The organism is Oscillospiraceae bacterium (assembly GCA_035380125.1).
Lineage (GTDB): Bacteria > Bacillota > Clostridia > Oscillospirales > JAKOTC01 > DAOPZJ01.
This window is the reverse complement of the sequence record DAOSWV010000029.1, coordinates 1-23446: the sequence shown is the minus strand read 5'-3', so window position 1 is coordinate 23446 and position 23446 is coordinate 1. Positions and strand designations below refer to the sequence as shown.

Here is a 23446-nt window from a genome sequence, read left to right as displayed (position 1 = left end):
CTCATTGGTCTCTTTTGCCTATTTTATTACAAACCAATTTTACTGTCAATATGCATGCGCGGATATAAATTTTTTCGATTTGAATAGTTCTAAAAGGCATATGAGTGCAAAAAATAGACATTATTGTGAATTTTGAGTGAAAAATCGGGCAGGAAACGACGATATGATTTTAAAAAACGTACATCATGTACAAATCCAAAAAGTCAAACTTGTGCTAAATGCTCATAAAATGTACAATTTGTACAAACGCGAAAAGTCAACTTTGGCACTTCACCGAGGTGCCGGACTATTCATTTTTTCGCTCAACTGTGCTAAAATAATGTTGCATATAACGCTTCGACGTGCGCTTCAGCGTATTGCTTTCGGCGTAGCTAGGGCGTATGTTATTATAGGAGGAACAGAAATGGCAACATTGTCACTGCGGAATGTCTGCAAAAAATATCCGAACAACGATAAACTCGCTGTTACAGACTTCAATCTTGAAATAAAGGACAGGGAATTTATCATTCTGGTCGGCCCGTCCGGCTGCGGTAAGTCAACAACCCTTCGCATGGTAGCCGGTTTGGAGGAGATTTCGAGCGGCGAGTGCTACATCGACGATCGTCTAGTCAACAATGTCGCCCCGAAGGACAGAGACATCGCGATGGTGTTCCAGGATTACGCATTGTATCCGCATATGAGCGTCTATGAAAATATGGCGTTCGGTCTGCGCCTGCACGGAATTCCCAAGAAAGATATTGAGCGCCGCGTTAAAGAGGCCGCCCGTATCCTCGATATTCAAAAGTTCCTTGACCGTAAACCGGCAGCGCTTTCCGGCGGTCAGCGTCAGCGCGTTGCACTTGGTCGTGCAATCGTCCGCGAACCGAAGGTGTTCCTGCTCGACGAGCCGCTGTCCAACCTCGACGCAAAACTCAGAAACCAGATGAGAACCGAGATCTCGAAACTGCACAACAAACTCGGTACTACATTTATTTACGTCACGCATGACCAGGTCGAGGCCATGACCATGGCCGACCGTATCGTCGTCATGAAAGACGGCTATATTCAGCAGGTCGCCGATCCTGATACACTCTATAACCATCCGGCAAACCTGTTTGTCGCAAGCTTCATCGGCTCCCCGATGATGAACTTCCTTGAAGGCAGAGTGATTGACATGGGCAACTGTGTCGGTTTCGAATACGGTGAGCAAAAGAAGTTCCTGTTCAAACTCCCGCCGGAAAAATACAAAAGAGAGTTCTTCAGAAACTATTTCGACAACACCATCATCATGGGCGTCCGTTCCGAAGATATGCACGACGAAGCTGACTTCCTCGAGGCACATCCCGATGCGATTTTTGAGGCCTTTGTCGAAGTCACCGAGCCGATGGGTTCCGAGACCTACCTCTACCTGTCCTGCGAAGGCCAGAGCATGACTGCGCGCGTCAAGCCGACCACGACCACCAAGGACGGCTCCACGATCCGACTTGCGATCGACACTAACCGTGTTCACTGCTTCGACCGCGAAGACGAACAGATCATCGTCGACTAAAATTCAAAACACAGTAAAATCAAGAGCCGTGGGAGACCGCGGCTCTTTTAATGGAAAAATCAAATTTTATTGCTCTATAAAATAGTTTTATGGTTGTAAGAAAGATTAATTATTTTACAGTTGCTTCAATTCGCTTTTTTAAACGTTCTCGTAAATCAGTTTCATCTTCCCAGATAACAGAAGATTTTTGCGCTATATCAAAATGAGGTTTTCTTTTTGGATCGTCAAATTCTTTCTTTCGGCAACAAACTATTACCGGTTTACCTAATGCCTCAGCATAACCTGCTTCATAGTAAGCACCATAATTCGGAATTGTTACATCAACGACAACAAATTTGCTTTGCTGAATTTCATAAAATATTTCGGGAACAATTTGCCCGTTATATTGTTTTTCGCTTATGACCATAGCGATAAATTTAATATTACAATCATTTTCAATTGTCTCCTTAATTGTTTTTATAATTGATTCTGTATCTTTATATCCAATCGCAATGAATCCTTGATTTTTTACTAAAGTCTTTGATAATTCTTCGATCTTTTCCCATCCCTTAAACAAAATTTTTCCGGTACCCGATAAGGAATCTCCATCTATATAGTTTAGGTTTATTAAATAGTTTATTATTGCTTTCGCTTCTTGTTCTTGATTTTCAGTATCGCAGAATAAAAGACGATATTCATTTTCGTGAGACCAATCAATCGCGTCACCTATGTTTGGATAACGAATGGATAAATTGATTAAAACCCTATTTATCTTTTCAATAGCGTTCTTAGGGTAATTTTTAAATTCATTTGCTATATTTATAATGTAAGGTGGTAAAGCATCGTTAATAGAGTCAGAATTGTCAAAATAAAATTGATATTTATGCTTTTCATATAAAGGATGACGAAGAATAAATTCATATATTAAATTTAATATTTTATTTACTTCATTCTCGGGCATTTCATATATACTATCAAGAATTGTAAAACCGCATCTGCATGAATTGCAATTAAAATAAGTCCCATTTATTTCAATTGTAGAATTCATTGTTCCTTTGCAGAATGGACATTTTAATTTTATATTCATGACCTAACCTCCAATTCATTTGTGTTATTCTCTTTTTTCTTTCTCGCCAAACACACAATCGAAGCAGCCAGCGGGATCAGTACGGCGGCGGCTGTCAGAACAATAATGCGTGTTACCATATCATTAAAGAATTTTTCGGGGAACATATTAATCATCACGCTGGTGTTGGGGTCGAGCAGCCACAGGTCGTTATGGAAAAACAACAGGTGAAAATGCGTCCAAAGAGAATTGAAATCAATCGCGGCCCAGATGCCTGCCGCAATTAAAATCACAAAGAACATCGCTGCTCCTGCGATATAACGTTTGGCAAAGTAACGCGTGCGGTTCTCCGAGACCGAGAAAAAACCGGCCGCAAAGATGAACGGGCAGGCGATCAGACAGATAATTTTATAAGTGTTCCAGCCGTTAAACAGGGCTACAACGTCGACCATATGCGCTTTTTCGCGGTCGTTAAAAACTTCGCGTTGGACGCCATTGATTGTTGCGGTCACATCCATATTATCGCGATCGCCCTTGATATAGTCGATCAGCGTTTCGGTGGCGTTCATCAGGTCTTCATGCGACATTCCGAGGTCAGCCGCAGTATTGAGTTCGGCATATTCCTTATTATAAAATCCGGTGTTCAACCCGACGCCGCGCACGACGGTGTACATTGCGGCGATAATCAAAAAGAAAAACGCGAACGCACATAAAACGGAAATTACTTTTTTTAACATAAGTATGACCATCCTCTGACAGAAGAAGTTTTTATAATATATTTTTTAGCCTTATTGCTTTCCGGTCGAGCCGAAACCGCCCGCACCCCGTTCGGATTCGTCGAGTGCTTCGGCTTCGAAAAATTCGGCGTGTTCCACCGGCATCAACGCTATCTGGGCAAGCCGTTCGCCGGGCATAACCGTGTACGGTTCATCCGAGAGATTAGATAGACCCACGCGGATTTCGCCCCTATAATCGCTGTCGATTACGCCGACACTGTTGCTGAGCGTGACGCCGTGTTTGTTTCCGTGACCGCTGCGTGCAAAGACAAACAGCCCAAAACCGCTGCCCTCGACCTGAGCCGCGATACCGGTCGGGAATAAAAACCGTTCGCCCGGTTCGAGTATAATCGGCTCAGCGATATCGGCAAAGAGGTCGGCTGCACTGGAGCCGTCGGTGGCATAGACGGGGAGTTTTGCAGTGGGCGTGAGCCGTTTGATTCTGATGCGCATTTCGTTTCTTCCTTTTTATTTATGATTTGCTGTGATGAACGCAGTTCGTTTCAGAATTTTGATATAGATTATGTATTTCCATATTCCGCTTCACAGCCAGTTCCACGGTACTCGCGGTACCGCCGGGAGAGCCGTCAAAATAGGCGATCAAGAGTGATGAATTGTCGATCATGTAGCGGTTGCGGGCATGCATGCAGCCCCGGACGTAATTCGGTGAAAGACAGGTCACGAGGTCGGCACGTTCGATGATATGGTGATAAGCGGCCTTGTCGGCCTCGTTCCAGCGGTCGGCCTGATCGGCGTGGGGCAGAGCGAGTTCCAGAAAGACGTTGGGATATTCCCATTTGGCCTTGAGCACGGCCCTTGCGCACATCAGATCAAATCCCCGGCTCATCCCGCAGATAAAACGGCTGTGTCCGCTTCGAATGCAGCCGGAAAGTTCCTCGTGCAGTGCTTCGGCGATGTGCGGCAGCTGATCTTTTTGCAGCTTGTCCGGACGGTGACCGGTGAAACAGGCCGTGAAGGTCTTATGATCGCCGCTCATTTGATATATTCAGCGCACAGTTCGAGGTCTTCCTCGGTGTTGACCCCGATGATTTGGACATCGTCGCGTATGGTATGAGTTGTGACCGGAATACCACGTTTTTGCAGAATCGTCGGAACATCGGTGAGATAGTATTCCTTTTGGGCGTTATCGGCACGCAGTTCTCCGAGTGCGGAAAAGAGCTGTTTTGCGTCGAAAACATAGATGCTCGGGTTGAGTTCTTTGATCAGTTTCTGCTCCGGCGTGCAGTCCTTTTCTTCGGCCACGCCGACGAATTTTCCGTTTTCATCCCGAATGATGCGTCCATAAGGAAGCTTGCGTTCGCTAACGGCGGTCAAAATAACGCAACCGCCGTTTTTGATTTGAATGGCATACATGTCCAAGAGCGTCTGCTGTTTAAACATCGGCATGTCCCCGAGCATGATCAGCACCGGACCGTCGTAGTCCTCAAACGACTTTTCGCAGACTTTGACCGCGTGACCGGTTCCGAGCTGTTCTTCCTGTATAACGAAATCGTATCCGTCAAAGGCATCGAGTACTTTTTCGCGTTTGTAGCCGACCACGACGGAAATATCCTTTTTATCGAGAAAGTTAAGAGATTTTAAAACGTAACTCAAAATCGGTTTCCCGCACAGCGGCTTCATGGCCTTCGGAAAATCGTCTCCCTCACGCAAAAGCCGGGTGCCTTTTCCGGCGGCAAGTACGATTGCTCTCATGCCTTTAATCATTATTTTTCTCCTATTTGATGAATTGTGCGTATTGTTCAAAGCCGGTCAGCGCTGTGGTGTCGTTCTGCGGGGCGATCACTGCGATTACGACGGTTTGATCGGCGGGGAAAACGGCTGCAGCCTCAGCTGCGTCTGCTGCAGCGATGTCGGCAGTCAGACCGGAAGCGGCGGTCTTGCGTGGCATTGTGGGCGAATTGAGCACCGCGACGTAACCTGAGAGTCCCGTGATGGGATAATCGAACGGACTTCCTCCGAATTCAAGTGCGCCCTCAGCAGTCAGATTTCTTACAGTTAAATAAACGGGAATGTTCGCACCGTCGACCATATCCTGCATAAATTGGGTTAAAATCTGCGCACGGGTTATTGTGAGCGACTCGGGACCGTAATCAATCAGCCCCAGTGAATAACCGACCGGGAATTGTACAAAGTCGGCAATTACGGCGTCGAATCCGGCGGCTGCACAGTCGGAGACGATTGTGAGATTATAAGTCCTGGCGGCTTCGGAATAGGGATTCAGCCAGCTGTGTCCGCCGTTTGCCACAGAATCGTCGATCCAAGTCGAGCCGTCGGCGGTCATGGTTTTTGCACCTTTGAGGATGCGCCCGGCGTTGCAGTCCATAAAGCAATTAATTCTTGCAACGGCCTGCAGGCCGTTAGCTTTAATGGTGCTGACCACGCTGTAAAGGTTTTTTCGGGCCGTATAAAGCGGGTCGATGCCGCCGGTGGTCGCAATGGCGGCGTATTCGGGGGTGGATGCGCCGATGGTTTTGCTGAAGCCGACGTCTGTATAAATCACATAAGAATCAGCGGTCTTGACGTCGATAACGATTGTGTCTGCACCGGCAGCTTTGGCGTCCAAACAGAATTGACTGAGTAAGCTGTCATCATAGAGCGCAGCGCCCTGCGGTGAGACGGCTTTTATACTTGAAAGCGGCTGTGAAACCGGAGTGGGCATAGAGGTCTCCGAAACGAGACTCGAAGAACCGATGGTAACGGATGAAGTCGCGGACGAGGTCATTGAAGCGGGTACCGATGAAGCAACGGATGTCGGCGGAACGGAAGATTCCGCTTTGCCGGACAGCCCGGGCAAAGCAGCTGACAACAGCCAACCGAGTCCGAACAGCGCCGCGACACAGACGACGATCAATAATATCGTCAGCCATGGGCGCTTTTTTCTGTACATATACTTCGATCGTTTGACCTTCATGGGCGGGACCTCCTATAATCTTTTATAATAATGTCTGACGGCCGGCGACGCCCGCAAAGGCGAGCGCGAGCAGGCCGATATAGACAAAACGTGCGGGCAGACCGTCAAAAGCGTCCGGCAAATCCATCGCTTCAATCTGTCGGATACCCTCGGTCATGAGCAAGAGCGCAAACATAAAACCGACGCCGACCGCAACGCCGAAAATTACGGCCCCTAATAAGTTGCTTCCGGGCAGTCCTGTGAGCAACGTGGGGCGCAGGCGTGTCAACAAAAGCGGTGCGCCGAGTGCGGCGGTATTGAATACCGCGATGGGCAGAACTTTTGAAATGCTGCGGTGAAAGGCGGGAGCGGCACGATGTAAAATCGCATCGGCCAGCAGATACATCAGGATGAGGGCGATGACATAGGCCAGTGATTTTCCTACATAATAGGAAGCATATACCGTGAATCCCAATGCCGTGATTGCGAAATCAATCATCCAGCCCGTAACCGAGGATAACACCGTAACGATCGTAAGAATCAAGCTGAATTTGAGAAAGTCCCTTGGGCGTGCCATAATCCGGATGACAACCTCGGTACCGAGTGCGCGTGAGAAAAACAGATTTTCGGCAAATATGATGGCGATGGCCATAGTTATAAAGCGGGTGAAATCACTCATAGTTTATCACCCCCGACAGCGTCGTTGATCTCAGACTGACGACGCCTGAACCAGAGCCGCCTGATCCTCTGTGCGAGCGCCGATAACAGACCGAGCATTAAAAATGCGAAAAAAGCCATTGAGGCAGCAGGGAAAGTGCGTCCCTGACCGATAACGATGCCGGCGAACGAATTCGAGGATATGAATTCGCGCAGCACGCCGAAGAGAATGGCTACCGCGGCAAATCCGCTGGAACAGCCGATTGCATCCATGGCGGCAAGTCCGGCGGTATTCACTGAGGCGAAGGTCTCACAACGCACGGTGATAAGTCCGGTAATACAGATTAGGGGCAGATAAATGCCCAATGAAGAGACTAAAGAGGGATAACGATTGAAAATGGGAGGAGCGATCAGTGCCAACAGCACAGCAGCGGTCAGAACATAAGCAGTCATGCGCATAGGGGTATCGAAGTCTTTATAGACCAGTGAAGCCAGCAGTTCAGTGACCAGCATTAACGCCAGGGTCATGCACGAAATCACCAGCGCTTTGGCCAGCGTGTCACAGGCGCCGATCAGAACGGTGACGCCGAAAGCGTTGAACAACACCGGATTATTAAGCAGCAGGCCGTTTCTGAAGACGTTCTTGGCACTGGTATCATGCATGCGTTCATCATAAAAATTTTCTTCTTCGGGTTTGATATTGGCCGTTCTGGCAAGCCCGCGCATCGTGTTTTTTGCACTTTGCACGATGGCTCGGTCAAGTTGATTATCAAAGGTTCGGCGAAGCCGTCGGCGAAAAGCCGGCATGCTCTTTTTTTGTTTTTTTGAACTTGGCAGCATTTTTTTGGACATTTCTTTATCCTCTTTCCGGAATCCTGGCAACCCATCTGTCAAGGGTCGGCGCAATCGCATTGCAGATGATTAAAGCAAAGCACAAGCTCTCCTCATAAATACCGTATCGCCTCATCAGTATAACCGTAATCGCACAAATGACACCATAGATAATACCGCCGATGTCGGATTTCGGAGATGTAGAGGGATCGGTCAGCATGAATACCGCCGCGAACAGCAGATAACCCGAGAACAGTTCGGAAAACAATGAGATGTACCAAACACCCGCGCGCGGTAACAGGGCTGAGAGAATGGCAAAGGTGAGAAGGAAAGCCGTTGTGATTCTCCAATGGATGGTGCGTTTGACAGAGAGATATATGAAGCAGGCGAGTAAAAGCAGTCCGCATCCCGTTCCGACCGCCGTCGGTACCGCGCCGAAAAAGATATCGGCAAGGCGGTATGGTGCTACTCCACCCGCGTTGACATAGGCCAGCACTGAGAACCCATAAGTCACATTTGACAGATCACCGGAGAAAATCGGGAGTGTCTGAGGCACAGTGGGATATTGAAAGATATATCTCGGCCAACAGACCGTCAGGAACGCCAGCGCAACGGCTGCGGGGTTGAACGGATTGTGCCCCAGACCGCCGAAGACCGCTTTTGCGATAAAAATCGCAAAGGCATCGGCAATTAAAATCAACCAAATAGGTACAGTTGCCGGCAGCAACAGGACGATAATCAACGCGGTGACAACAGCCGAGAGGTCTTTTGCGGTACCGGGCAGGCGAACCATACGAGATACAATGAGCTCACAGAGTTCGCAGGCCAATACGCTGACGACAGCGTTGAAGAGTACCCGTAATCCGAAGAAAAACATCGCATACAGCAGTGTCAGCCCCAGGCAGACGATCATGCGTTTCATGGAGGCGTTTGAAGATTTTCCGGAGTTGATATAAGGAGCGGAGGTCTTTATAATCTTCATTTCCGATCCCCTCCTTTTTTAAGCTCGGGCGTGGCGGAGGGATTTGACGAGAGCGGGTGGCGCCGCTGGGGAAGTTCTTGTTTTTGTTGAGTCGTGCGATAAGATTTAAGTTGATTTTTCGCGCTTAAAATGAAAGACATCGGATCCAACCCACCGGTACAGACATAGCTGCAGCAGCCGCATTCGATGCAGCGCAGAACGCCGAAGTCCCGGCAGTCCGACAGTTTTCCGTGCCTTGAAAACCGGGCAATATAGAGCGGCATCAGGCCCTCCGGGCAGCAGCGCACGCATTCTCCGCAGCCCCAGCAGTTGGCCATCTCACGGATGGAGATTGGCTCCAACAGCAAAACCGCACCCATACCGGGATATACAGGCGTTGTAAGGTCTTCGGTATATTTGCCGGTCAGCGGTCCTCCGACAATAACAGCGGCAGGGCTGTTATCGGGTTCGCAAAAATCAATCAATTCACCGATCGGGGTTCCGATGGGAACGCGGACATTAGACGGTTTGGTGATGTGATGGCCCGCGACCGTTACGACTGTGGTCAACTGCTGTTCACCGGTACGAACCAGTTTGATAAGATCGAAACAGGCCTGTGCGCTGATAAAACCGATTTTCTTTTTGTTTTTGGCGATATAGGGATATCGTGCCGGGTATTTTCCGCAGACGACCGTAATACGACTGTCGAACTTGAGTTCGGGCTCTCCTCTGTCACGCCGATAATAGACGAAAACCTCGGTCCTTTGAATCCCGGCCAGTTCGGCTGCGATTTTGAGTCCTTCCTCCACGAGCGTATAATGGTTATATAGCACACCGCTTTCGCTGCAGACAAACGGTTGATCCTGAATCGCATCGGCCGCAAGGGTTGTGATGCCGTCTGCGGAGAACTCCTTGAGTTTATGAGCCAGCGATTTCCCGTCCAGCGTATCGACGATACCGGTAATCTCCTGATAAGACAGTTTTCCCTCACCGAGTTTGAGCTGGATGTTTTTTTCGATTTCGGCGGATTCGGAAACGGTGAGATTGAGCAGATCGCATTTACCGAGCAACGGATGGTCGCAGGCGGTAATGCTTTCCAAAACACCTGCACAGGGGGAATAAATGTTAATTCCGGCGGCGCTGTCAACCGCAATCAAGTCATTGCGAGCCACCGCTGAGCCGATGGCAAAAAGCACCTTTGCGCCGTATGAGATCGGCACGGAAAGCTGCTTGCAATCGCTGTATTCCTTTATTGGAGCGGTTAAAATCGAATTTTTGCGTTGCCGCAAAACGATCCCGCGGCCTCTGATGTCGGGCATGTGCCAAAAACCACCTCTTGAATGTCGGACTATATGCGGTTAAAATCGAAATATATCCTTTTGAAAGGACGAGAACATAAAAAATGAAGATCACAGCAACAACAGAAAACAATTTTGTCATCCAGATGAGCGCCGATGAACTTGCCGCTTACGGGTTGGATTTTCCGTCTTTGGACTATTCCAACGAGCCGACCCGCCGTCTGGTCGCGGATCTGATCCGGGGCTGCAAACGGAGATTTGATTTTCCCGGAGCAGATAAATATTTTGTCAATGCCTATCACCGCAAAAACGGATGCCGGATTTTAATTCGAACCTCAAGGCCGAAGCGGGTTGTTTATGAGTTCGGGCGTCTGTCGGATCTGTATGAGCTTGCGGAGCGCTGCGGTGAAGAACTGTACGCTGTAAAGAGCGGAATGAAGCTGTTTGAAAACGGCAGTCGGTTCTTTTTGACCATGGATGAACAAAAAGAGCAGGAATTGAATATTATTTCGGAATTTGCCGTCTTGCGGGAAGACCTCGATGAGAGTGTTTGTCTTTCCGATTTTATGCTGCTTGCCGATGAAGACGTGTTCGGAAAACTCTTGCGTCCGCAACGATAAAATTCAGCCGGCGTCTTTTTATCGCAAATTCTTGTGAGCGATTGCTTCGTTACACCCGTAATGAAGCGATCGCTTTTTTACGGTCTTTTGCGCCGAAAATAAAAGATCCCGCGACGAGTTGATCGGCTCCGGCTCGGACAACGAGCGGCGCCGTTTTGTCGTCGATGCCGCCGTCCACTTCGAGAATGAGATCTTTTTTGCCGATGCGGTCAGCTTCTTTGCGAATCGCCTCGATTTTGGGCAGCATATCGGCCATAAAGCGCTGTCCTCCGAAGCCGGGTTCGACGGTCATGACCAGAACGAGATCAACTGCCGACAGCAGAGGAAAAACCGCTTCGGCGGGTGTTTTCGGCTTGATTGAAACGCCGACGGTCTTTCCGGTTTCACGTATCATTTGGGCGGTGATAAGCGGATCTCCATCAGCTTCCAGATGAAAGGTGATGCCGTCTGCACCGGCTTCAGCGAATCTGCGGACATATTTCTGCGGCTCCATGATCATGATATGGACATCAAAAAAAGCTTCGCTGCGTCTGCGCAGCGAGGCGATAATCGGAAAGGCAAAACTGATATTGGGAACAAAGTGGCCGTCCATAACGTCCACATGGAGCAAGTCCGCCCCGCTCTCAAGAACCGACGCACAGTCGGCGGCAAGCGCGGAAAAGTCGGCGGAAAGGATGGAAGGTGCAATCTTGATTTTTCTCATTTTGGTCTTCGGCTCCAAATTTGTTTTCGGGAAAGCGCCGGGATGAAACACCACCCGGAAATCCTGCCCAAAATTACCTGTATTATATCATATATAATGCGGGATTGCAAACGGTAAAACATTTGATCGTTCCGCTCAAAACGACGAGGACATAATAAGGCTTTATGCTTGAATTTTATGGGGAGTTATGGTATTATTGCTTTATGGGTGTTTAGAATGCCTGAAATCGTTTTGTTTTGAAAGAGGTCACCGAATGAAGAACAAAAGGGATTGGATAAGGCTGGGTTCGGCAGTTTTACTGACAGTGCTGATCACGATGACGGCCTGCGGTCGGGTCATTGATTCCGGCGAGGAATATGTCCCGATATCCGAAATCTCTGCAGCGATAGACCCGGTAAGTTATAATTTTGCATCAATAGATCAAACAGCTCAGGCGACCTCGATGGAAGCGTTGGGTGAGTTTTTTGTCCAATATAACGAAAGCACGAACATTCAGCGCGTCTACACCACTGATGCGGTTGGTACCACAACCATGGCCGCCGAATTCGGGCCCGGAGAAAAATATGTTATGGGACCGCTTTCTCCCGATTGCACCAAATTGTTTTTATATAAACAGACCGATACCGGCGACAGCGATCATTATTACGGCGTCATTTTGGATATGAATACCGGTCTGAAAACGACCTCAGCCATGCCGATGTTCGCCCTCGATACGGTTTCTTGGGCGGGCAACGATCTGTTGTTTACCGCCAATCGCCAGATCCTGTTTTTCTCGACCGTCAATTTTTCGGTCGTAACTAAATATTTTGAAATCACATCGCTGGTGACAAATGATCCGGACGGCAAATATGTCATCACCGGTATGGCTTATGACCGTAATTCCGATAAATATGTCGCGGCAATTGCGGAAAAAATTGCAGGCGCAACCGAATTGAACGAACTATATAAGACCAAGCTTATGATCGCCGTCATTGACAATCTGGGCAGAACCGAAAAAACCTTCTATGTCGCAGACGGATATTATTCTCCGGTGGATATCAGCACCGGAGCGCCGTTGTCCCAGACGGTTCAAGTTGATTCCTCCGGTAATGCCGCGGTATATGCGGGTCTGTTTACTCCGGGTTCGGACGAGCCCAGCACCTGTTGGATTGTGGTCAACACCGCTACAAACGAAACGATTTCTCTGCCGCTGACGCTGCGAACCGGCATTATTCGGGGCGGTTGGATTTACGGTATTTCGATGGATCCCTATTCCGCATGGTGGACAAGCATGAGCGTAAATCTGTATACACCTGATACCCTAGGGAAGTATTCCCTGAAAACCACCATACTTACCCAGCCGTCGGAAAACCGCTATATTCCGATCACCGGTACGACCGCCAACAACACTTATGAATTATTCCTGTATCCGGACGGCAATCTCCTGATGAAGGCCTATCACACCGAGAGCGGATACAGCCGCATGATACTCTATCGGATTACGGTTTCGGCCGATGTCCCGACCGTCGAGGTGATCGGAGCGCTTCCGGCTAAGAGTTCGATGAAATATATGATCGCGGGCGTGGATATGTCCGGCAAGATCATATACCTGAGCGATTATTGATGAAAAAGCTTCTTTCACTTTACGGACGTTTCTTTACCATCGGGCTGCTGACTTTCGGAGGCGGGTATTCCATGCTTCCGATGATGCAGCGGGAACTCATCGACAAGAAAAAATGGGTTACGAAGGACGAACTGCTCGACTATTTTGCCGTCTCACAATGCACGCCCGGTATTATTTCAGTCAACACGGCAACCTTTGTGGGCAGCAAGGTCGGTGGTTTTTGGGGTTCCGCTTTTGCGACTTTCGGTGTCATCACGCCGTCGCTGATTATCATTCTGGGGATCGCCGCTTTTTTATGGCGCTTTATGGATATCGAGGCGGTTCGTTATGCTTTTAATGGAATCCGCATTGCCGTGGCGGGACTGGTCATCGCAGCAGTCGCAGGGCTAATCAAACAGTCGGTCAAAGGATGGCTCGGTATTTCGATTGCGCTGATTGTATTTATCTGTTCGCTCGTCTTTGATTTGTCCCCAATCCTTTTTGTGCTTGCGGCGGCTCTGGTCGGCATCGCAATCTTTTTAGCCAAGCGGAAAGCGGGGCCGAAAGATGTCTGAGTTCCTTTGGACCCTGCTGCTCCTGTTCTGGGAGTTTTTCAAGACCGGCTTATTCGCGGTCGGCGGCGGATTGGCAACCATTCCGTTTTTATACGATATCGCCGCGCGCTATGACTGGTTCACCGATAGCCAGTTGGCAAATATGTTGGCAATCTCGGAGTCAACACCCGGTCCGATCGGAGTCAATGCCGCCACTTTCGCAGGGTTTCATGCAGCGGGGATTTTGGGCGGCATTGTCGCAACGCTGGCGTTGATCCTGCCGAGTTTTGTGATTATCGTAATTGTTTCAAAGGCTTATCAGCGGTTTCGCTGTTCTTTGTTGGTCAATTCGGCTTTTGAGACTGTGAGACCGGCAGCAGTAGGATTGATCGGTGCGGCGAGTATGAACCTGATTGAAGCGGCCATTTTCCCCGGAGCTGCCGTAACTGCATTTTCGGATGTGCTGTCACAGATAAGTTGGATTGCATTGGCCCTGGTCGTCATATGTGCGATATTGGCTTACAAAATTAAAAAGCATCCGATTTGGTATATCGGTGCGGGTGCTGTGGTCGGTTTGGTTTTAGGCTATACAGGATTGTTATAAACGGGGTTATAAAGAGAACATAAAAAGAGAGTGAGTGGATGGCAAGAATGCCGAGACAGGAAAAGAATACAGAAAACATCTCCGCTTTAAAAGGTGCGGACAGAGTACGCAAACGCCCGGGCGTTATTTTCGGCTCGGACGGCATTGAGGGCTGCGAACACGCGGTATTTGAGATTTTATCCAATTCGATCGACGAAGCCAGAGAGGGCAGGGGCAGTAAAATTTATGTCACCCGCCATACTGACGGTTCGATTGAGGTCGAGGATTTTGCCGGGGGAATTCCGGTTGAATACAATAAAAAAGAGGACCGTTACAATTGGGAACTGCTATTCTGTGAACTCTATGCGGGCGGAAAATATCAAAACGAAGACGGCGGGCGATACGGCTATGCACTGGGCTTGAACGGTCTGGGTTTGGCTGCCACGCAGTATGCATCCAAGTGGATGGATGTCATTATCCATCGCGACGATTATGAATATACGCTGCATTTCGAGCACGGTGAAAACGTCGGCGGTCTCAAGCGCAAAAAGTGCGACTATTCACACACCGGTTCCCGCATCCGCTGGCTGCCCGACGACGAGGTCTTCACCGACATAACCATCGGAAAGGACTACTTTTTACAGCTGTGCAATAAGCAGGCGGTGGTCAATGACGGTCTGCGCATCTATCTGAACTGGGAAGATGCAGACGGTACGGAGAAACACGAATTCTGTTTTAAAGACGGTATTGTCGATTATCTGAAGGAAATCACCGGAGATACGGCTCTCGTACCGATTAAGCTTTGGCAAGCCGAACGTACCGGACGGGATCGTGCCGATAAACCTGAATATAAAGTAAAATTCAACGTCGCTGTGACCTATTCCAATACCAACCGCATCATCGAATATTTCCATAATTCCAGTCCGCTGGAACACGGCGGTGCGCCGGAAAAAGCGGTCAAATTGGCCTTTGTCGCCATGTTTGACAGCTATTTTAAAAGTAAGAACCGTTATACAAAAGGCGAGGAAAAACTCACATTCAGCGATGTAGAAGAGTGCCTCGCCATTGTGACGAGTTCCTTCTCAACCCAGACCAGTTATGAAAACCAGACCAAGAAGTCGATTACCAACAAGTTCATTCAAGACGCCATGACCGACTTTTTAAAACACAACCTCGAGGTTTGGTTTTTGGAAAACCCCGACGACGCCGCCAAGGTTGCCGATCAGATTCTGGTCAATAAGCGCAGCCGCGAAAATGCCGAAAAGACCCGCATCAATTTGAAGAAAAAGATCGGCGGAGCGTTGGACATCGCCAACCGAGTTCAGAAATTCGTCGACTGCCGCACGCGGGACGTCGATCGGCGGGAGCTCTTCATCGTCGAGGGCGATTCGGCACTCGGTTCGTGCAAACTCTCCAGGGACGCCGAATTCCAAGCCATTATGCCGGTGCGCGGCAAGACGTTGAATTGCATGAAGGCGGACTACGACAGGATCTTCAACAATGAAATTATTCTCGATATCATCAAAGTGCTCGGTTGTGGCGTGCAGCTGAAGACCAAAGCCGTAAAGGGTGTGGAGACATTCAATATCGACCGGCTGCGTTGGAACAAGGTCATCATCTGTACCGATGCCGATGTCGACGGCTTTCACATCCGCACAATGATCCTGACATTGTTTTTCCGACTGACTCCGGCTTTGATCGAGCAGGGTTTCATCTATATCGCAGAGTCGCCGCTGTATGAGATTATCAGCGGCGGTATGAGTTATTTTGCCTACACCGAGCAGGAGAAAGCCGAAATTTTGCCCAAGCTTGAGGGTAAAAAATATATCCTCCACCGTTCCAAGGGGCTGGGTGAAAACGAGCCGGAAATGATGTGGAATACCACCATGAATCCGGAGACCAGACGGCTGATTCGCATCAAGCCGACCGACTTCGAGACCACAGCGGAGGTTTTTGACCTGCTGCTGGGAGACAACCTCGCCGGAAGAAAAGATATCATTGCTAAAAAAGGTGCGCAGTATATCGATCTTGCGGACATATCATAGTCAAGCCATTGTTATAAAGGAAAGGGTGTTTATGGGTACCGAGGACATACCGTTATTACTGTCATTGTTTGTTTTGATTCTGCTCTCGTCTTATTTTTCGGGAACAGAGATGGCGTTTTCCGCAGCCAGCCGGATTCGCCTGAAAGGACTTGCGGGAAACGGGGAAAAAAGAGCCGAACTGGCGCTGAAGATCCTGGAACAGTACGACAAATTCCTGACCACGGCCTTGATCGGCAACAATCTGGTGAACATTGCCGCCACCACCATCGCGACGATTTTGTGTATCAGATTATGGGGGGATGTCGGCGCGACCGTCTCGACGGTGGCAATGACAATCCTCGTGCTGATTTTCGGGGAAATCACCCCGAAGACCGCCGCAAAACGGTCACCCGAGCGCTATGCGATGTCTTCAGCCCGTTCAATGTGGGCGCTGATGATTGTTCTTACACCGCTTTCATTTTTGTTCTCCCAATGGCAGAAATATTTGAGCCGCAAAGGGCATGAGGAAACGGCTATCACCGAGGCGGAACTGCTGACTATTGTCGAGGAGAGCCGCCAAGAGGGCGCACTGGACGATAATGAAGGCGAATTGATCCGAAGCGCCATTGAATTTAACGATTTACAGGCCTCCGATATTCTGACACCCCGTGTGGCGGTTGAAGCGGTGGATATCGAGGACGGCGCCGAAGAGATTGAAAAAGTTTTTTTGGAGAGCGGTTTTTCCCGGCTTCCCATCTATCGCAAGAGCATCGACAATATTCTCGGCGTTATCACACAAAAGGATTATTTCGCGAATGCGCGTGCTGAAAACAAACCCCCTGAAGAGTTGATAAAACCGGTCAGTTTTGTGCCGGAGGTCATGCCGGTATCCACTTTGCTCAAATTGCTGCAAAACTCCAAGACTCATCTGGCCGTCGTGACCGACGAATACGGCGGAACGCTGGGCATCGTAACGATGGAGGACATCCTCGAAGAATTGGTCGGAGAGATCTACGACGAACATGACGACGCCGAAGAGGAGACCGATATCGCATTGATAGGTGAAGATGAATATAAAATCAGCGGAAGCGCTCACCTTGAAGAATTGACCACTTTGATCAACATTCCGGAAGAGGATGTGGAAGAATTCGCTACGGTTAACGGGTGGATCGCCGATAAACTCAACAAAATTCCCGAAGAGGGCGATTATTATACGGACGAGGGTTATGAAATCACCGTGACCGACGCCGACGAACGCAAAGCCAACGAACTGATTTTAAAACGCATTCCCAAACAAGAGACGGAAGATGAATAGGGCTCAAAAAAGGAGAGAAAAACTTGGCCAAACGCAAAGGAAAAGAGACGGTAAAAAAGCCGCCGCGTAAAACCGCTGAGGCGTATATTCCGGGCAGTGGAGAGATTCGCAACGAGATCATCACCGATACACTTGAAATCAATTTCATGCCCTATGCGATGAGCGTGATTATTTCACGTGCAATCCCGGAAATTGACGGTTTTAAGCCTTCACACCGCAAGCTCCTGTACACGATGTACAAGATGGGGCTTTTAGGGGGTTCGCTGACCAAATCAGCCAATGTCGTCGGTCAGACTATGCGGCTCAATCCGCACGGTGAAGGGGCCATCTACGATACGATGGTACGTATGACTCGCGGTAACGAGGCCTTGCTGGTACCCTATGTCGAGTCTAAAGGTAACTTCGGTAAAGCTTATTCCCGCGATATGGTCTGTGCCGCCTCGCGTTATACAGAGGTCAAGCTGACTGAGGTCTGTAAGGAACTGTTTACCGATATCGACAGTGATACGGTCGAGTTTATCGATAACTACGATTCCACCACCACCGAACCGACGTTGCTGCCGGTTCGGTTTCCGAGCGTGTTGGTCAATTCCAATACGGGTATCGCGGTCGGAATGGCCAGCAATATCTGCCCATTTAATCTGAAAGAGGTCTGTGAGACCGCAATCGCCCTGCTTAAAAATCCCGATCACGATTTGATTCAAACCCTCACAGCCCCTGATTTTCCGGGCGGCGGTGCGTTGATTTATGATAAAAATGCGTTGGAAGAAATTTATAATACCGGACGCGGAAGCGTTAAGGTGCGTGCGATTTATACGGCGGATAGAAAGGAAAACCGTATCGAGGTCACACAGATACCGCCGACCACGAGTGTAGAGGCAATTATCGACAAGATTGTCGATCTGGTTAAATCGGGACGAATCAAGGAGATTTCCGACATCCGTGATGAGACTGACCTCGCGGGTCTGCGCATTGCGATCGACCTCAAGCGCGGCGCCGATCCCGATGTGATAATGGCCAAACTTTATAAAACAACGACATTGGAAGACGCTTTTTCAGCCAACTTTAATATATTAATCGGGGCTACGCCGATGGTAATGGGAATCAAGGAGATTCTGTCGGAGTGGACAGCTTTTCGGGTCGAGTGCGTCAAGCGCCGGATTTTCTTTGATCTGAAAAAGCGCAAGGATTTATTGCATTTACTGCGCGGCCTTGAGTTGATTCTGCTCGATATCGACCGCGCCATCGCTACGGTGCGAAACACCAAGGAAGAGTCGATGGTCATCCCCAACTTGATGGCCGAATTCGGCATTGACAAAATTCAAGCCGAATATGTCGCCGAGATCAAGCTGCGCAATCTCAACCGTGAATATATATTGAAGCGGTTGGCTGATATCGAAAAACTTGAAGCCGAGATCGCGGAATTGGAACTCGATTTTAAATCCAAACAGCGTCAGTACGGAATTATCATCCGCGAACTCGAGGAGGTCATTAAAAAATACGGCGCACCGCGTAAGACCCTTATTCTTGAACCTGAAGCCGTTACAGCTGTAGAGACACCTGAACCTGAAGCGGTTGATTATCCGGTCACGGTTTATTTTACCCGCGAGGGTTATATGAAAAAACTGACGACGATGGCCGTAAAAAATGCCGGAGAACATAAACTAAAGGACGGCGATGCCATCATCTCGACCTTTGAAACGACGAATAACAGTGAAATTCTGGTGCTTAGCGACCGCCAAAACGCTTATAAGGCCCGGTTGTATGAGTTCGAAGACGGAAAGTCCTCGGCGATGGGCGACTATCTTCCGGCAAAACTCGGTTTTGAAGACGGAGAAGGTATTGTGTTCTTCACCTGCGTGAATGAATATACCGGCACGCTGTTAATCTTCTTTGAAAACGGAAAAGCAGCCAAAGTGGATCTCGGCAGTTATGCAACCAAACAAAACCGCCGAAAATTACTCGGCGGTTACAGCGGAGCCAGTAAAGTTGTGGGCATTTGGCAGCTGAAAGAGGGAGAACCGCAAAATTTCGCGGTTTATACCAATGACACGCGTTGCCTGGTTTTTGATTCCGACTTGCTCGACACCAAGACCAGCAGAAATACGATCGGCGTGACGGTTATCAATTTGAAATCGGGAAGAAAGGTAAAGAAAGTCGTTCAGATTCAACGCATGACAAAGAATATGGAGGCCTACAAAGTATTCTCATTGCCGCGTGCGGGAACGCCCATTAAAACCGAGCAATTGGGACTCGGCTAATACGAATGGAGGATATAAAACCGTGTCTGAGAAATTAACAGGGGTAGACGAACTCGTCGACCGGGCCGGAAAATATCTTGGAGAGACGATTGCAAGCAACATGATGGCCATCGATCATCTCGCAGAGATGTACCTGGGTGATGAAGAGCAAAAACTCATCGGCAAATTGTTCGAAAACAATTTACGGCTGCTGCGTTTTATGCGTTTATATACTGCTTTTGCGCAGTATAAGTACGGGACCGAAGATTTTTATCCCAAAAACAGCGATATCGCGGATTTGCTTTTGTCCGTGTGTTCTCAGACACGCGAGATTTTGGGCGATTCAGTAAGCCTTGAAGAGGATATTCCGCAGACGCCGGTTGTGACGGTTGCCGATTGTAAAAACTTGAGAAAGTGTGTGCTTGCGTTGCTTTCCAACGCAGTACACAATTGCGACAAAATAATTCGGATCTCTTTGAAAAAGACGAAAGCGGGCTTGATAATCACTGTGTTTGATGACGGAAAGCCTGCTGACAAAGCAACAAAAGACCGCATTGAAAAAGGACTTAACGGCGGCATTAACAACATCGACGGCAGCGGCATGGGGCTTGCGGTCGCCGCTATGATCGTTAGAGCACACGGCGGACAACTGGAGTTTGTTGCGCGTAAAAGTGGAAATGAATTTAAAATCACACTCCCTGAGCGGACGGATAACACACTGCTGTTTTCTGCCGGTGTCCCTCAATACGGCGAACGCTTTAATCCGGCAGTCGTGGAACTGTGTGACAGTTATTTAAAAACACTCAAAGAACGGAAGTGAGAAAAGTTTGTATCCCTTTGGCTATTATATCGGATTTGACCAATGGTATTTTATCCTGATTATACCCGCGATCATCATCTCGTTGATCGCTCAGATGAAGGTGAAATCCACATTTGCAAAATACTCGAAAATACCGACGATGCGGGGTCTGACCGGCGCGCAGGCAGCCGAAGCCGTGCTGCGTAAAAACGGTGTCATTGGTGTTCAGATTGAGCGTGTAAGCGGACAGTTGACAGACCATTACGATCCCAAGGCCAATGTGATTCGGTTGTCCGATTCGGTGTATCAATCCAATTCCATTGCGGCGGTGGGTGTTGCCGCACATGAGGCGGGGCATGCGGTACAATACGCCGAGGAGTATTTCCCCATCAAAATCAGGGGCGTCATTTATCCCATCGCGCAAGCCGGTTCTTATCTGTCTTGGATTTTGATTCTGTTCGGCTTGTTTATGAATTTTTCGGGATTGATTTTCGCCGGCATCATTGCTTTCTCTGCAGCAGTTCTGTTTCAACTGATCACGCTTCCGACTGAGTTCAACGCTTCGAAACGTGCGATTGAGGGTATTCAATCCACATACAGCTTAGATGAGGAGGAGACCAAAGGCGCAAAATCGGTCTTAACCGCAGCGGCGATGACCTATGTAGCGGCAGTGATCGTATCGCTGGCTCAGTTGCTACGGTTGCTGCTTTTGTTTGGCGGAAGACGGCGAAATTAACTGTCCATAAAATGGAAATTATTTTTAATCCGGAAACCCCCTTTATTTCCTCACAATTTCGTGCTATAATACCTGAGCGATGAAAATCGCGGGTTGTGAAGCCCGATTTCAACGGTTATGTAACCGTTTTCAACTTGAAAGGTTGGTGTTTGTTTTGAAAAAAACACGTATCTTGGCCCTGACAATGGCACTTGTCATGGCAGTGGTCATGTTTGCGGGCTGCGGCGGAAACGAAGAGAGCAGCGAAGAGAGTTCATATGTTTATTCAATGCCTTCTGTTTCGACGACCGTCGTCAAAAAGGCAGAAAAATGGACGGCTGAAGTCGGCGATGTCGAAGGTTGGGTACCCACAAACATTTCTGAAAATGTTTTCTATTACTCCGAAGCGATTGATAACGACAGCGTTGCATTTATGCAGTTTGTTGAAAAGTTGGCTGACGGCAGAACGTTGGATGACGTGATGCAGGATTACATTGACGACGTTAATGCGAGTACGCTCTATACAAATGTTGAGTGGGTCATTGAAACTCCGCAAAAGACCACATTCGGCGGTAAAGAGTCCTATGAGATCTCTGTGAATTATTCGATTCAAACACGTGCCGCTCGCCACTATCATATCATCTTCACGCAGCTTGATGACGAAGTGTTTATCTACAATAACAACTACACGATCCGCAACGAAGCCAGAGACGAGACGTTGATTGACAACTTGATGGATGCCGTCACATTTGTTCCGATGGCATAATTACAATCTTATTTTGAATCTTTAAAAAGGCGGCCCTACAGGGTCGCCTTTTTGGTTGTCAACACGATTTGTAACTTGTTAAGCGGAATCTTTGTTATTCTATTTCAAACTCGGCAGCGATATAATAACCGGTATCGATAACACACAAATTATCATCCAGTAGATATATTTCTTTAAGGATTCGATATTTGCCTGCGCTTAAGCTGCCGTAGAAAGCGCTGATTTGAAAAGGGAGTTCTCCTATTCCGGATGGTGATATGGAAATCAAATCCGCTTCAAAAGCAGTATTTTCAAGGGTAGGGATAATAGTCCACTTGCCGTTTATCTTTTTTTGCAAATGAACATCTTTGCTATAACCATATGTTTTATCGGATTTATTTTCAATGATAAAGGTTATTTCTTCTGTATCAACACTGATAGTATCAGCGCCGATATTGGATTCTTTGATCGTTAATATGACGTCTGTGTTATTCGGTTCTGGCGCATTCAGTTCCGATGATGCAAAATCGCTGTTTTTGTTTGAGCTGCAAGCAAACAATACGAACATTGCAGATATCATAATAAAACAAATGATAGAATGTTTTTTCATAAAACCACCTCACCATATATTCAACAGCATTGATTTATGTATATACTATACCACAAATTAATAACAAAAGACAATAAACGCCCTATCGTTATTCATGTATTAACGAAAGGACGCTTTTGTATTAGGGTTTTGTTAAATCACAATGCCCCTTTCAGTTTTTCGAGGGCGGATTTTTCGATGCGCGAGACATAGGAGCGCGAGATTCCCAGCTGCGCCGCGATCTCGGATTGCGTCAGCGGCGCATTACCGGCCAGCCCGTAGCGCAATAAAATCACCCGGTGGCTGCGTTCGTCCAGTGAGGAGAGCGCGTCATACAGCCGCTGTACGTCTAATTTGAGTTGTACGGTGTCCTCAAGGTCGAAATCCGCCATCAGTGTATCGATGATTTGAACACTGCCGCTGCCCGACTCGGTCTCGACCGGGTCAAACAGCGAGACGTCGCTCGAGCACTTGCGGATGGATCGGAAGTGCATCAAGATTTCATTGGTGATGCATTTCGAGGCATATGTAGAAAAGCGAAAGTCCTTTTTGCGCTCAAAGCTGTCGGCGGCCTTGATCAGCCCGATCGTACCGATCGAGATCAAATCCTCCTGTTCGGGCGGGTAGGGGGCGAATTTTTTGGCGATATGTGCCACAAGCCGAAGATTATGCTCGATTAATTCGTTTCGGGCATGCTTGTCACCACATTCGATCCGCCGCAGACAGTCGGCCTCCTTGGCAGCGGAGAGCGGAGGCGCAAACGCATTCTTGTCTTTGATATACAGCGCGAGGAAAAAGAGTGCGGAGAGCGGAATGCCGAATAAAGTCATCATCGATATGCCGTCCTTTCTCACGACCCCCGATGGGGAATATCCATTGCTAAAACTATATGCACACAAACGCCGCAAATTGCAAAAAATGTAGGTTTGTCAATGATGTGTTACAAAAAGGATAAAGGAAAAAGGATTAC

At 48.3% G+C, this 23446-nt stretch carries 24 protein-coding genes; 11 read left to right on the top strand and 13 right to left on the bottom strand.

Annotation, left to right across the window (positions count from 1 at the left end):
• Positions 1-403: 403 nt before the first annotated feature.
• Positions 404-1528, top strand: a complete 1125-nt coding sequence (ugpC, locus tag PK629_11080; GenBank protein HOP12023.1) for a sn-glycerol-3-phosphate ABC transporter ATP-binding protein UgpC — start codon at positions 404-406, stop codon at positions 1526-1528.
• Positions 1529-1637: 109 nt separating this feature from the next.
• Here the strand turns inward: ugpC and PK629_11075 are convergent, their stop codons facing one another.
• The 10 genes from PK629_11075 to PK629_11030 are packed head-to-tail and all read right to left on the bottom strand — an operon-like array spanning position 1638 to position 10028.
• Positions 1638-2594, bottom strand: coding sequence for a hypothetical protein (locus tag PK629_11075; GenBank protein HOP12022.1), 957 nt, complete (start codon positions 2592-2594; stop codon positions 1638-1640).
• The gene (locus PK629_11070) at positions 2591-3310 is read right to left on the bottom strand and encodes a TIGR01906 family membrane protein (GenBank protein ID HOP12021.1); all 720 of its coding nucleotides are present in this window, start codon (positions 3308-3310) and stop codon (positions 2591-2593) included. Before PK629_11070 ends, PK629_11075 begins: the two co-directional genes overlap by 4 nt.
• Positions 3311-3361: 51 nt before the next feature.
• Positions 3362-3802 (bottom strand): dUTP diphosphatase, encoded by a 441-nt coding sequence (dut, locus tag PK629_11065; protein ID HOP12020.1) that lies wholly within the window; start codon positions 3800-3802, stop codon positions 3362-3364.
• 19 nt (positions 3803-3821) lie between these two features.
• A complete protein-coding gene (locus PK629_11060; protein ID HOP12019.1) occupies positions 3822-4346 on the bottom strand; it encodes an SLOG family protein in 525 nt (174 codons plus the stop codon).
• A complete protein-coding gene (locus tag PK629_11055; protein HOP12018.1) occupies positions 4343-5074 on the bottom strand; it encodes an NTP transferase domain-containing protein in 732 nt (243 codons plus the stop codon). Before PK629_11055 ends, PK629_11060 begins: the two co-directional genes overlap by 4 nt.
• Before the next feature lie 10 nt (positions 5075-5084).
• Positions 5085-6281: a putative glycoside hydrolase gene (locus tag PK629_11050; protein HOP12017.1), complete on the bottom strand. Its 1197-nt coding sequence runs from the start codon at positions 6279-6281 to the stop codon at positions 5085-5087.
• Between the two features lie 22 nt (positions 6282-6303).
• A complete protein-coding gene (locus PK629_11045; protein HOP12016.1) occupies positions 6304-6939 on the bottom strand; it encodes an Rnf-Nqr domain containing protein in 636 nt (211 codons plus the stop codon).
• The gene (locus PK629_11040; GenBank protein ID HOP12015.1) at positions 6936-7769 is read right to left on the bottom strand and encodes an Rnf-Nqr domain containing protein; all 834 of its coding nucleotides are present in this window, start codon (positions 7767-7769) and stop codon (positions 6936-6938) included. Before PK629_11040 ends, PK629_11045 begins: the two co-directional genes overlap by 4 nt.
• Before the next feature lie 4 nt (positions 7770-7773).
• Positions 7774-8730, bottom strand: a complete 957-nt coding sequence (locus PK629_11035; protein ID HOP12014.1) for an RnfABCDGE type electron transport complex subunit D — start codon at positions 8728-8730, stop codon at positions 7774-7776.
• Entirely contained in the window at positions 8727-10028 is a 1302-nt protein-coding gene (locus tag PK629_11030; protein ID HOP12013.1) for an SLBB domain-containing protein, read from the bottom strand. Before PK629_11030 ends, PK629_11035 begins: the two co-directional genes overlap by 4 nt.
• Before the next feature lie 83 nt (positions 10029-10111).
• Between PK629_11030 and PK629_11025 the strand changes: the two genes are divergently transcribed.
• Positions 10112-10627 (top strand): hypothetical protein, encoded by a 516-nt coding sequence (locus tag PK629_11025; GenBank protein ID HOP12012.1) that lies wholly within the window; start codon positions 10112-10114, stop codon positions 10625-10627.
• A 49-nt stretch (positions 10628-10676) separates the two neighbouring features.
• Here the strand turns inward: PK629_11025 and rpe are convergent, their stop codons facing one another.
• The gene (gene rpe, locus PK629_11020) at positions 10677-11330 is read right to left on the bottom strand and encodes a ribulose-phosphate 3-epimerase (GenBank protein HOP12011.1); all 654 of its coding nucleotides are present in this window, start codon (positions 11328-11330) and stop codon (positions 10677-10679) included.
• Positions 11331-11583: 253 nt separating this feature from the next.
• On the opposite strand from rpe, the gene PK629_11015 reads away from it, so the two are divergent.
• The 9 genes from PK629_11015 to PK629_10975 all read left to right on the top strand — a co-directional run bounded on the left by PK629_11015 (position 11584) and on the right by PK629_10975 (position 21908).
• Positions 11584-12933 (top strand): hypothetical protein, encoded by a 1350-nt coding sequence (locus PK629_11015; GenBank protein ID HOP12010.1) that lies wholly within the window; start codon positions 11584-11586, stop codon positions 12931-12933.
• The gene (locus PK629_11010; GenBank protein HOP12009.1) at positions 12933-13487 is read left to right on the top strand and encodes a chromate transporter; all 555 of its coding nucleotides are present in this window, start codon (positions 12933-12935) and stop codon (positions 13485-13487) included. The genes PK629_11015 and PK629_11010 overlap by 1 nt, the downstream gene beginning before the upstream one ends.
• Positions 13480-14070, top strand: a complete 591-nt coding sequence (locus tag PK629_11005; protein ID HOP12008.1) for a chromate transporter — start codon at positions 13480-13482, stop codon at positions 14068-14070. Before PK629_11010 ends, PK629_11005 begins: the two co-directional genes overlap by 8 nt.
• 38 nt (positions 14071-14108) lie before the next feature.
• Complete coding sequence (locus PK629_11000; GenBank protein HOP12007.1) at positions 14109-16094, top strand: toprim domain-containing protein; 1986 nt, start codon at positions 14109-14111, stop codon at positions 16092-16094.
• A gap of 31 nt (positions 16095-16125) precedes the next feature.
• Positions 16126-17388, top strand: a complete 1263-nt coding sequence (locus PK629_10995) for a hemolysin family protein (GenBank protein HOP12006.1) — start codon at positions 16126-16128, stop codon at positions 17386-17388.
• A gap of 23 nt (positions 17389-17411) precedes the next feature.
• The gene (locus PK629_10990; GenBank protein HOP12005.1) at positions 17412-19649 is read left to right on the top strand and encodes a DNA topoisomerase (ATP-hydrolyzing) subunit A; all 2238 of its coding nucleotides are present in this window, start codon (positions 17412-17414) and stop codon (positions 19647-19649) included.
• Between the two features lie 22 nt (positions 19650-19671).
• Positions 19672-20448, top strand: a complete 777-nt coding sequence (locus PK629_10985) for a HAMP domain-containing sensor histidine kinase (GenBank protein ID HOP12004.1) — start codon at positions 19672-19674, stop codon at positions 20446-20448.
• A gap of 7 nt (positions 20449-20455) precedes the next feature.
• Positions 20456-21163, top strand: a complete 708-nt coding sequence (locus tag PK629_10980) for a zinc metallopeptidase (protein ID HOP12003.1) — start codon at positions 20456-20458, stop codon at positions 21161-21163.
• A 154-nt stretch (positions 21164-21317) separates the two neighbouring features.
• Positions 21318-21908 carry a hypothetical protein gene (locus PK629_10975; protein ID HOP12002.1) on the top strand — a complete coding sequence of 197 codons (591 nt, stop codon included), beginning with the start codon at positions 21318-21320 and terminating at the stop codon, positions 21906-21908.
• Positions 21909-22002: 94 nt separating this feature from the next.
• On the opposite strand, the gene PK629_10970 is transcribed toward PK629_10975, so the two are convergent.
• Positions 22003-22497: a hypothetical protein gene (locus tag PK629_10970; protein ID HOP12001.1), complete on the bottom strand. Its 495-nt coding sequence runs from the start codon at positions 22495-22497 to the stop codon at positions 22003-22005.
• A gap of 137 nt (positions 22498-22634) precedes the next feature.
• The gene (gene sigK, locus PK629_10965; GenBank protein ID HOP12000.1) at positions 22635-23309 is read right to left on the bottom strand and encodes an RNA polymerase sporulation sigma factor SigK; all 675 of its coding nucleotides are present in this window, start codon (positions 23307-23309) and stop codon (positions 22635-22637) included.
• Positions 23310-23446 lie beyond the last annotated feature (137 nt).

Excerpts from the sequence above, each read along its gene's own strand:
- ugpC (HOP12023.1), top strand. The coding sequence starts at position 404 with ATGGCAACATTGTCACTGCGGAATGTCTGCAAAAAATATCCGAACAAC.
- PK629_11075 (HOP12022.1), bottom strand. The coding sequence starts at position 2,594 with ATGAATATAAAATTAAAATGTCCATTCTGCAAAGGAACAATGAATTCT.
- PK629_11070 (HOP12021.1), bottom strand. The coding sequence starts at position 3,310 with ATGTTAAAAAAAGTAATTTCCGTTTTATGTGCGTTCGCGTTTTTCTTT.
- dut (HOP12020.1), bottom strand. The coding sequence starts at position 3,802 with ATGCGCATCAGAATCAAACGGCTCACGCCCACTGCAAAACTCCCCGTC.
- PK629_11060 (HOP12019.1), bottom strand. The coding sequence starts at position 4,346 with ATGAGCGGCGATCATAAGACCTTCACGGCCTGTTTCACCGGTCACCGT.
- PK629_11055 (HOP12018.1), bottom strand. The coding sequence starts at position 5,074 with ATGATTAAAGGCATGAGAGCAATCGTACTTGCCGCCGGAAAAGGCACC.
- PK629_11050 (HOP12017.1), bottom strand. The coding sequence starts at position 6,281 with ATGAAGGTCAAACGATCGAAGTATATGTACAGAAAAAAGCGCCCATGG.
- PK629_11045 (HOP12016.1), bottom strand. The coding sequence starts at position 6,939 with ATGAGTGATTTCACCCGCTTTATAACTATGGCCATCGCCATCATATTT.
- PK629_11040 (HOP12015.1), bottom strand. The coding sequence starts at position 7,769 with ATGTCCAAAAAAATGCTGCCAAGTTCAAAAAAACAAAAAAAGAGCATG.
- PK629_11035 (HOP12014.1), bottom strand. The coding sequence starts at position 8,730 with ATGAAGATTATAAAGACCTCCGCTCCTTATATCAACTCCGGAAAATCT.
- PK629_11030 (HOP12013.1), bottom strand. The coding sequence starts at position 10,028 with ATGCCCGACATCAGAGGCCGCGGGATCGTTTTGCGGCAACGCAAAAAT.
- PK629_11025 (HOP12012.1), top strand. The coding sequence starts at position 10,112 with ATGAAGATCACAGCAACAACAGAAAACAATTTTGTCATCCAGATGAGC.
- rpe (HOP12011.1), bottom strand. The coding sequence starts at position 11,330 with ATGAGAAAAATCAAGATTGCACCTTCCATCCTTTCCGCCGACTTTTCC.
- PK629_11015 (HOP12010.1), top strand. The coding sequence starts at position 11,584 with ATGAAGAACAAAAGGGATTGGATAAGGCTGGGTTCGGCAGTTTTACTG.
- PK629_11010 (HOP12009.1), top strand. The coding sequence starts at position 12,933 with ATGAAAAAGCTTCTTTCACTTTACGGACGTTTCTTTACCATCGGGCTG.
- PK629_11005 (HOP12008.1), top strand. The coding sequence starts at position 13,480 with ATGTCTGAGTTCCTTTGGACCCTGCTGCTCCTGTTCTGGGAGTTTTTC.
- PK629_11000 (HOP12007.1), top strand. The coding sequence starts at position 14,109 with ATGGCAAGAATGCCGAGACAGGAAAAGAATACAGAAAACATCTCCGCT.
- PK629_10995 (HOP12006.1), top strand. The coding sequence starts at position 16,126 with ATGGGTACCGAGGACATACCGTTATTACTGTCATTGTTTGTTTTGATT.
- PK629_10970 (HOP12001.1), bottom strand. The coding sequence starts at position 22,497 with ATGAAAAAACATTCTATCATTTGTTTTATTATGATATCTGCAATGTTC.
- sigK (HOP12000.1), bottom strand. The coding sequence starts at position 23,309 with ATGATGACTTTATTCGGCATTCCGCTCTCCGCACTCTTTTTCCTCGCG.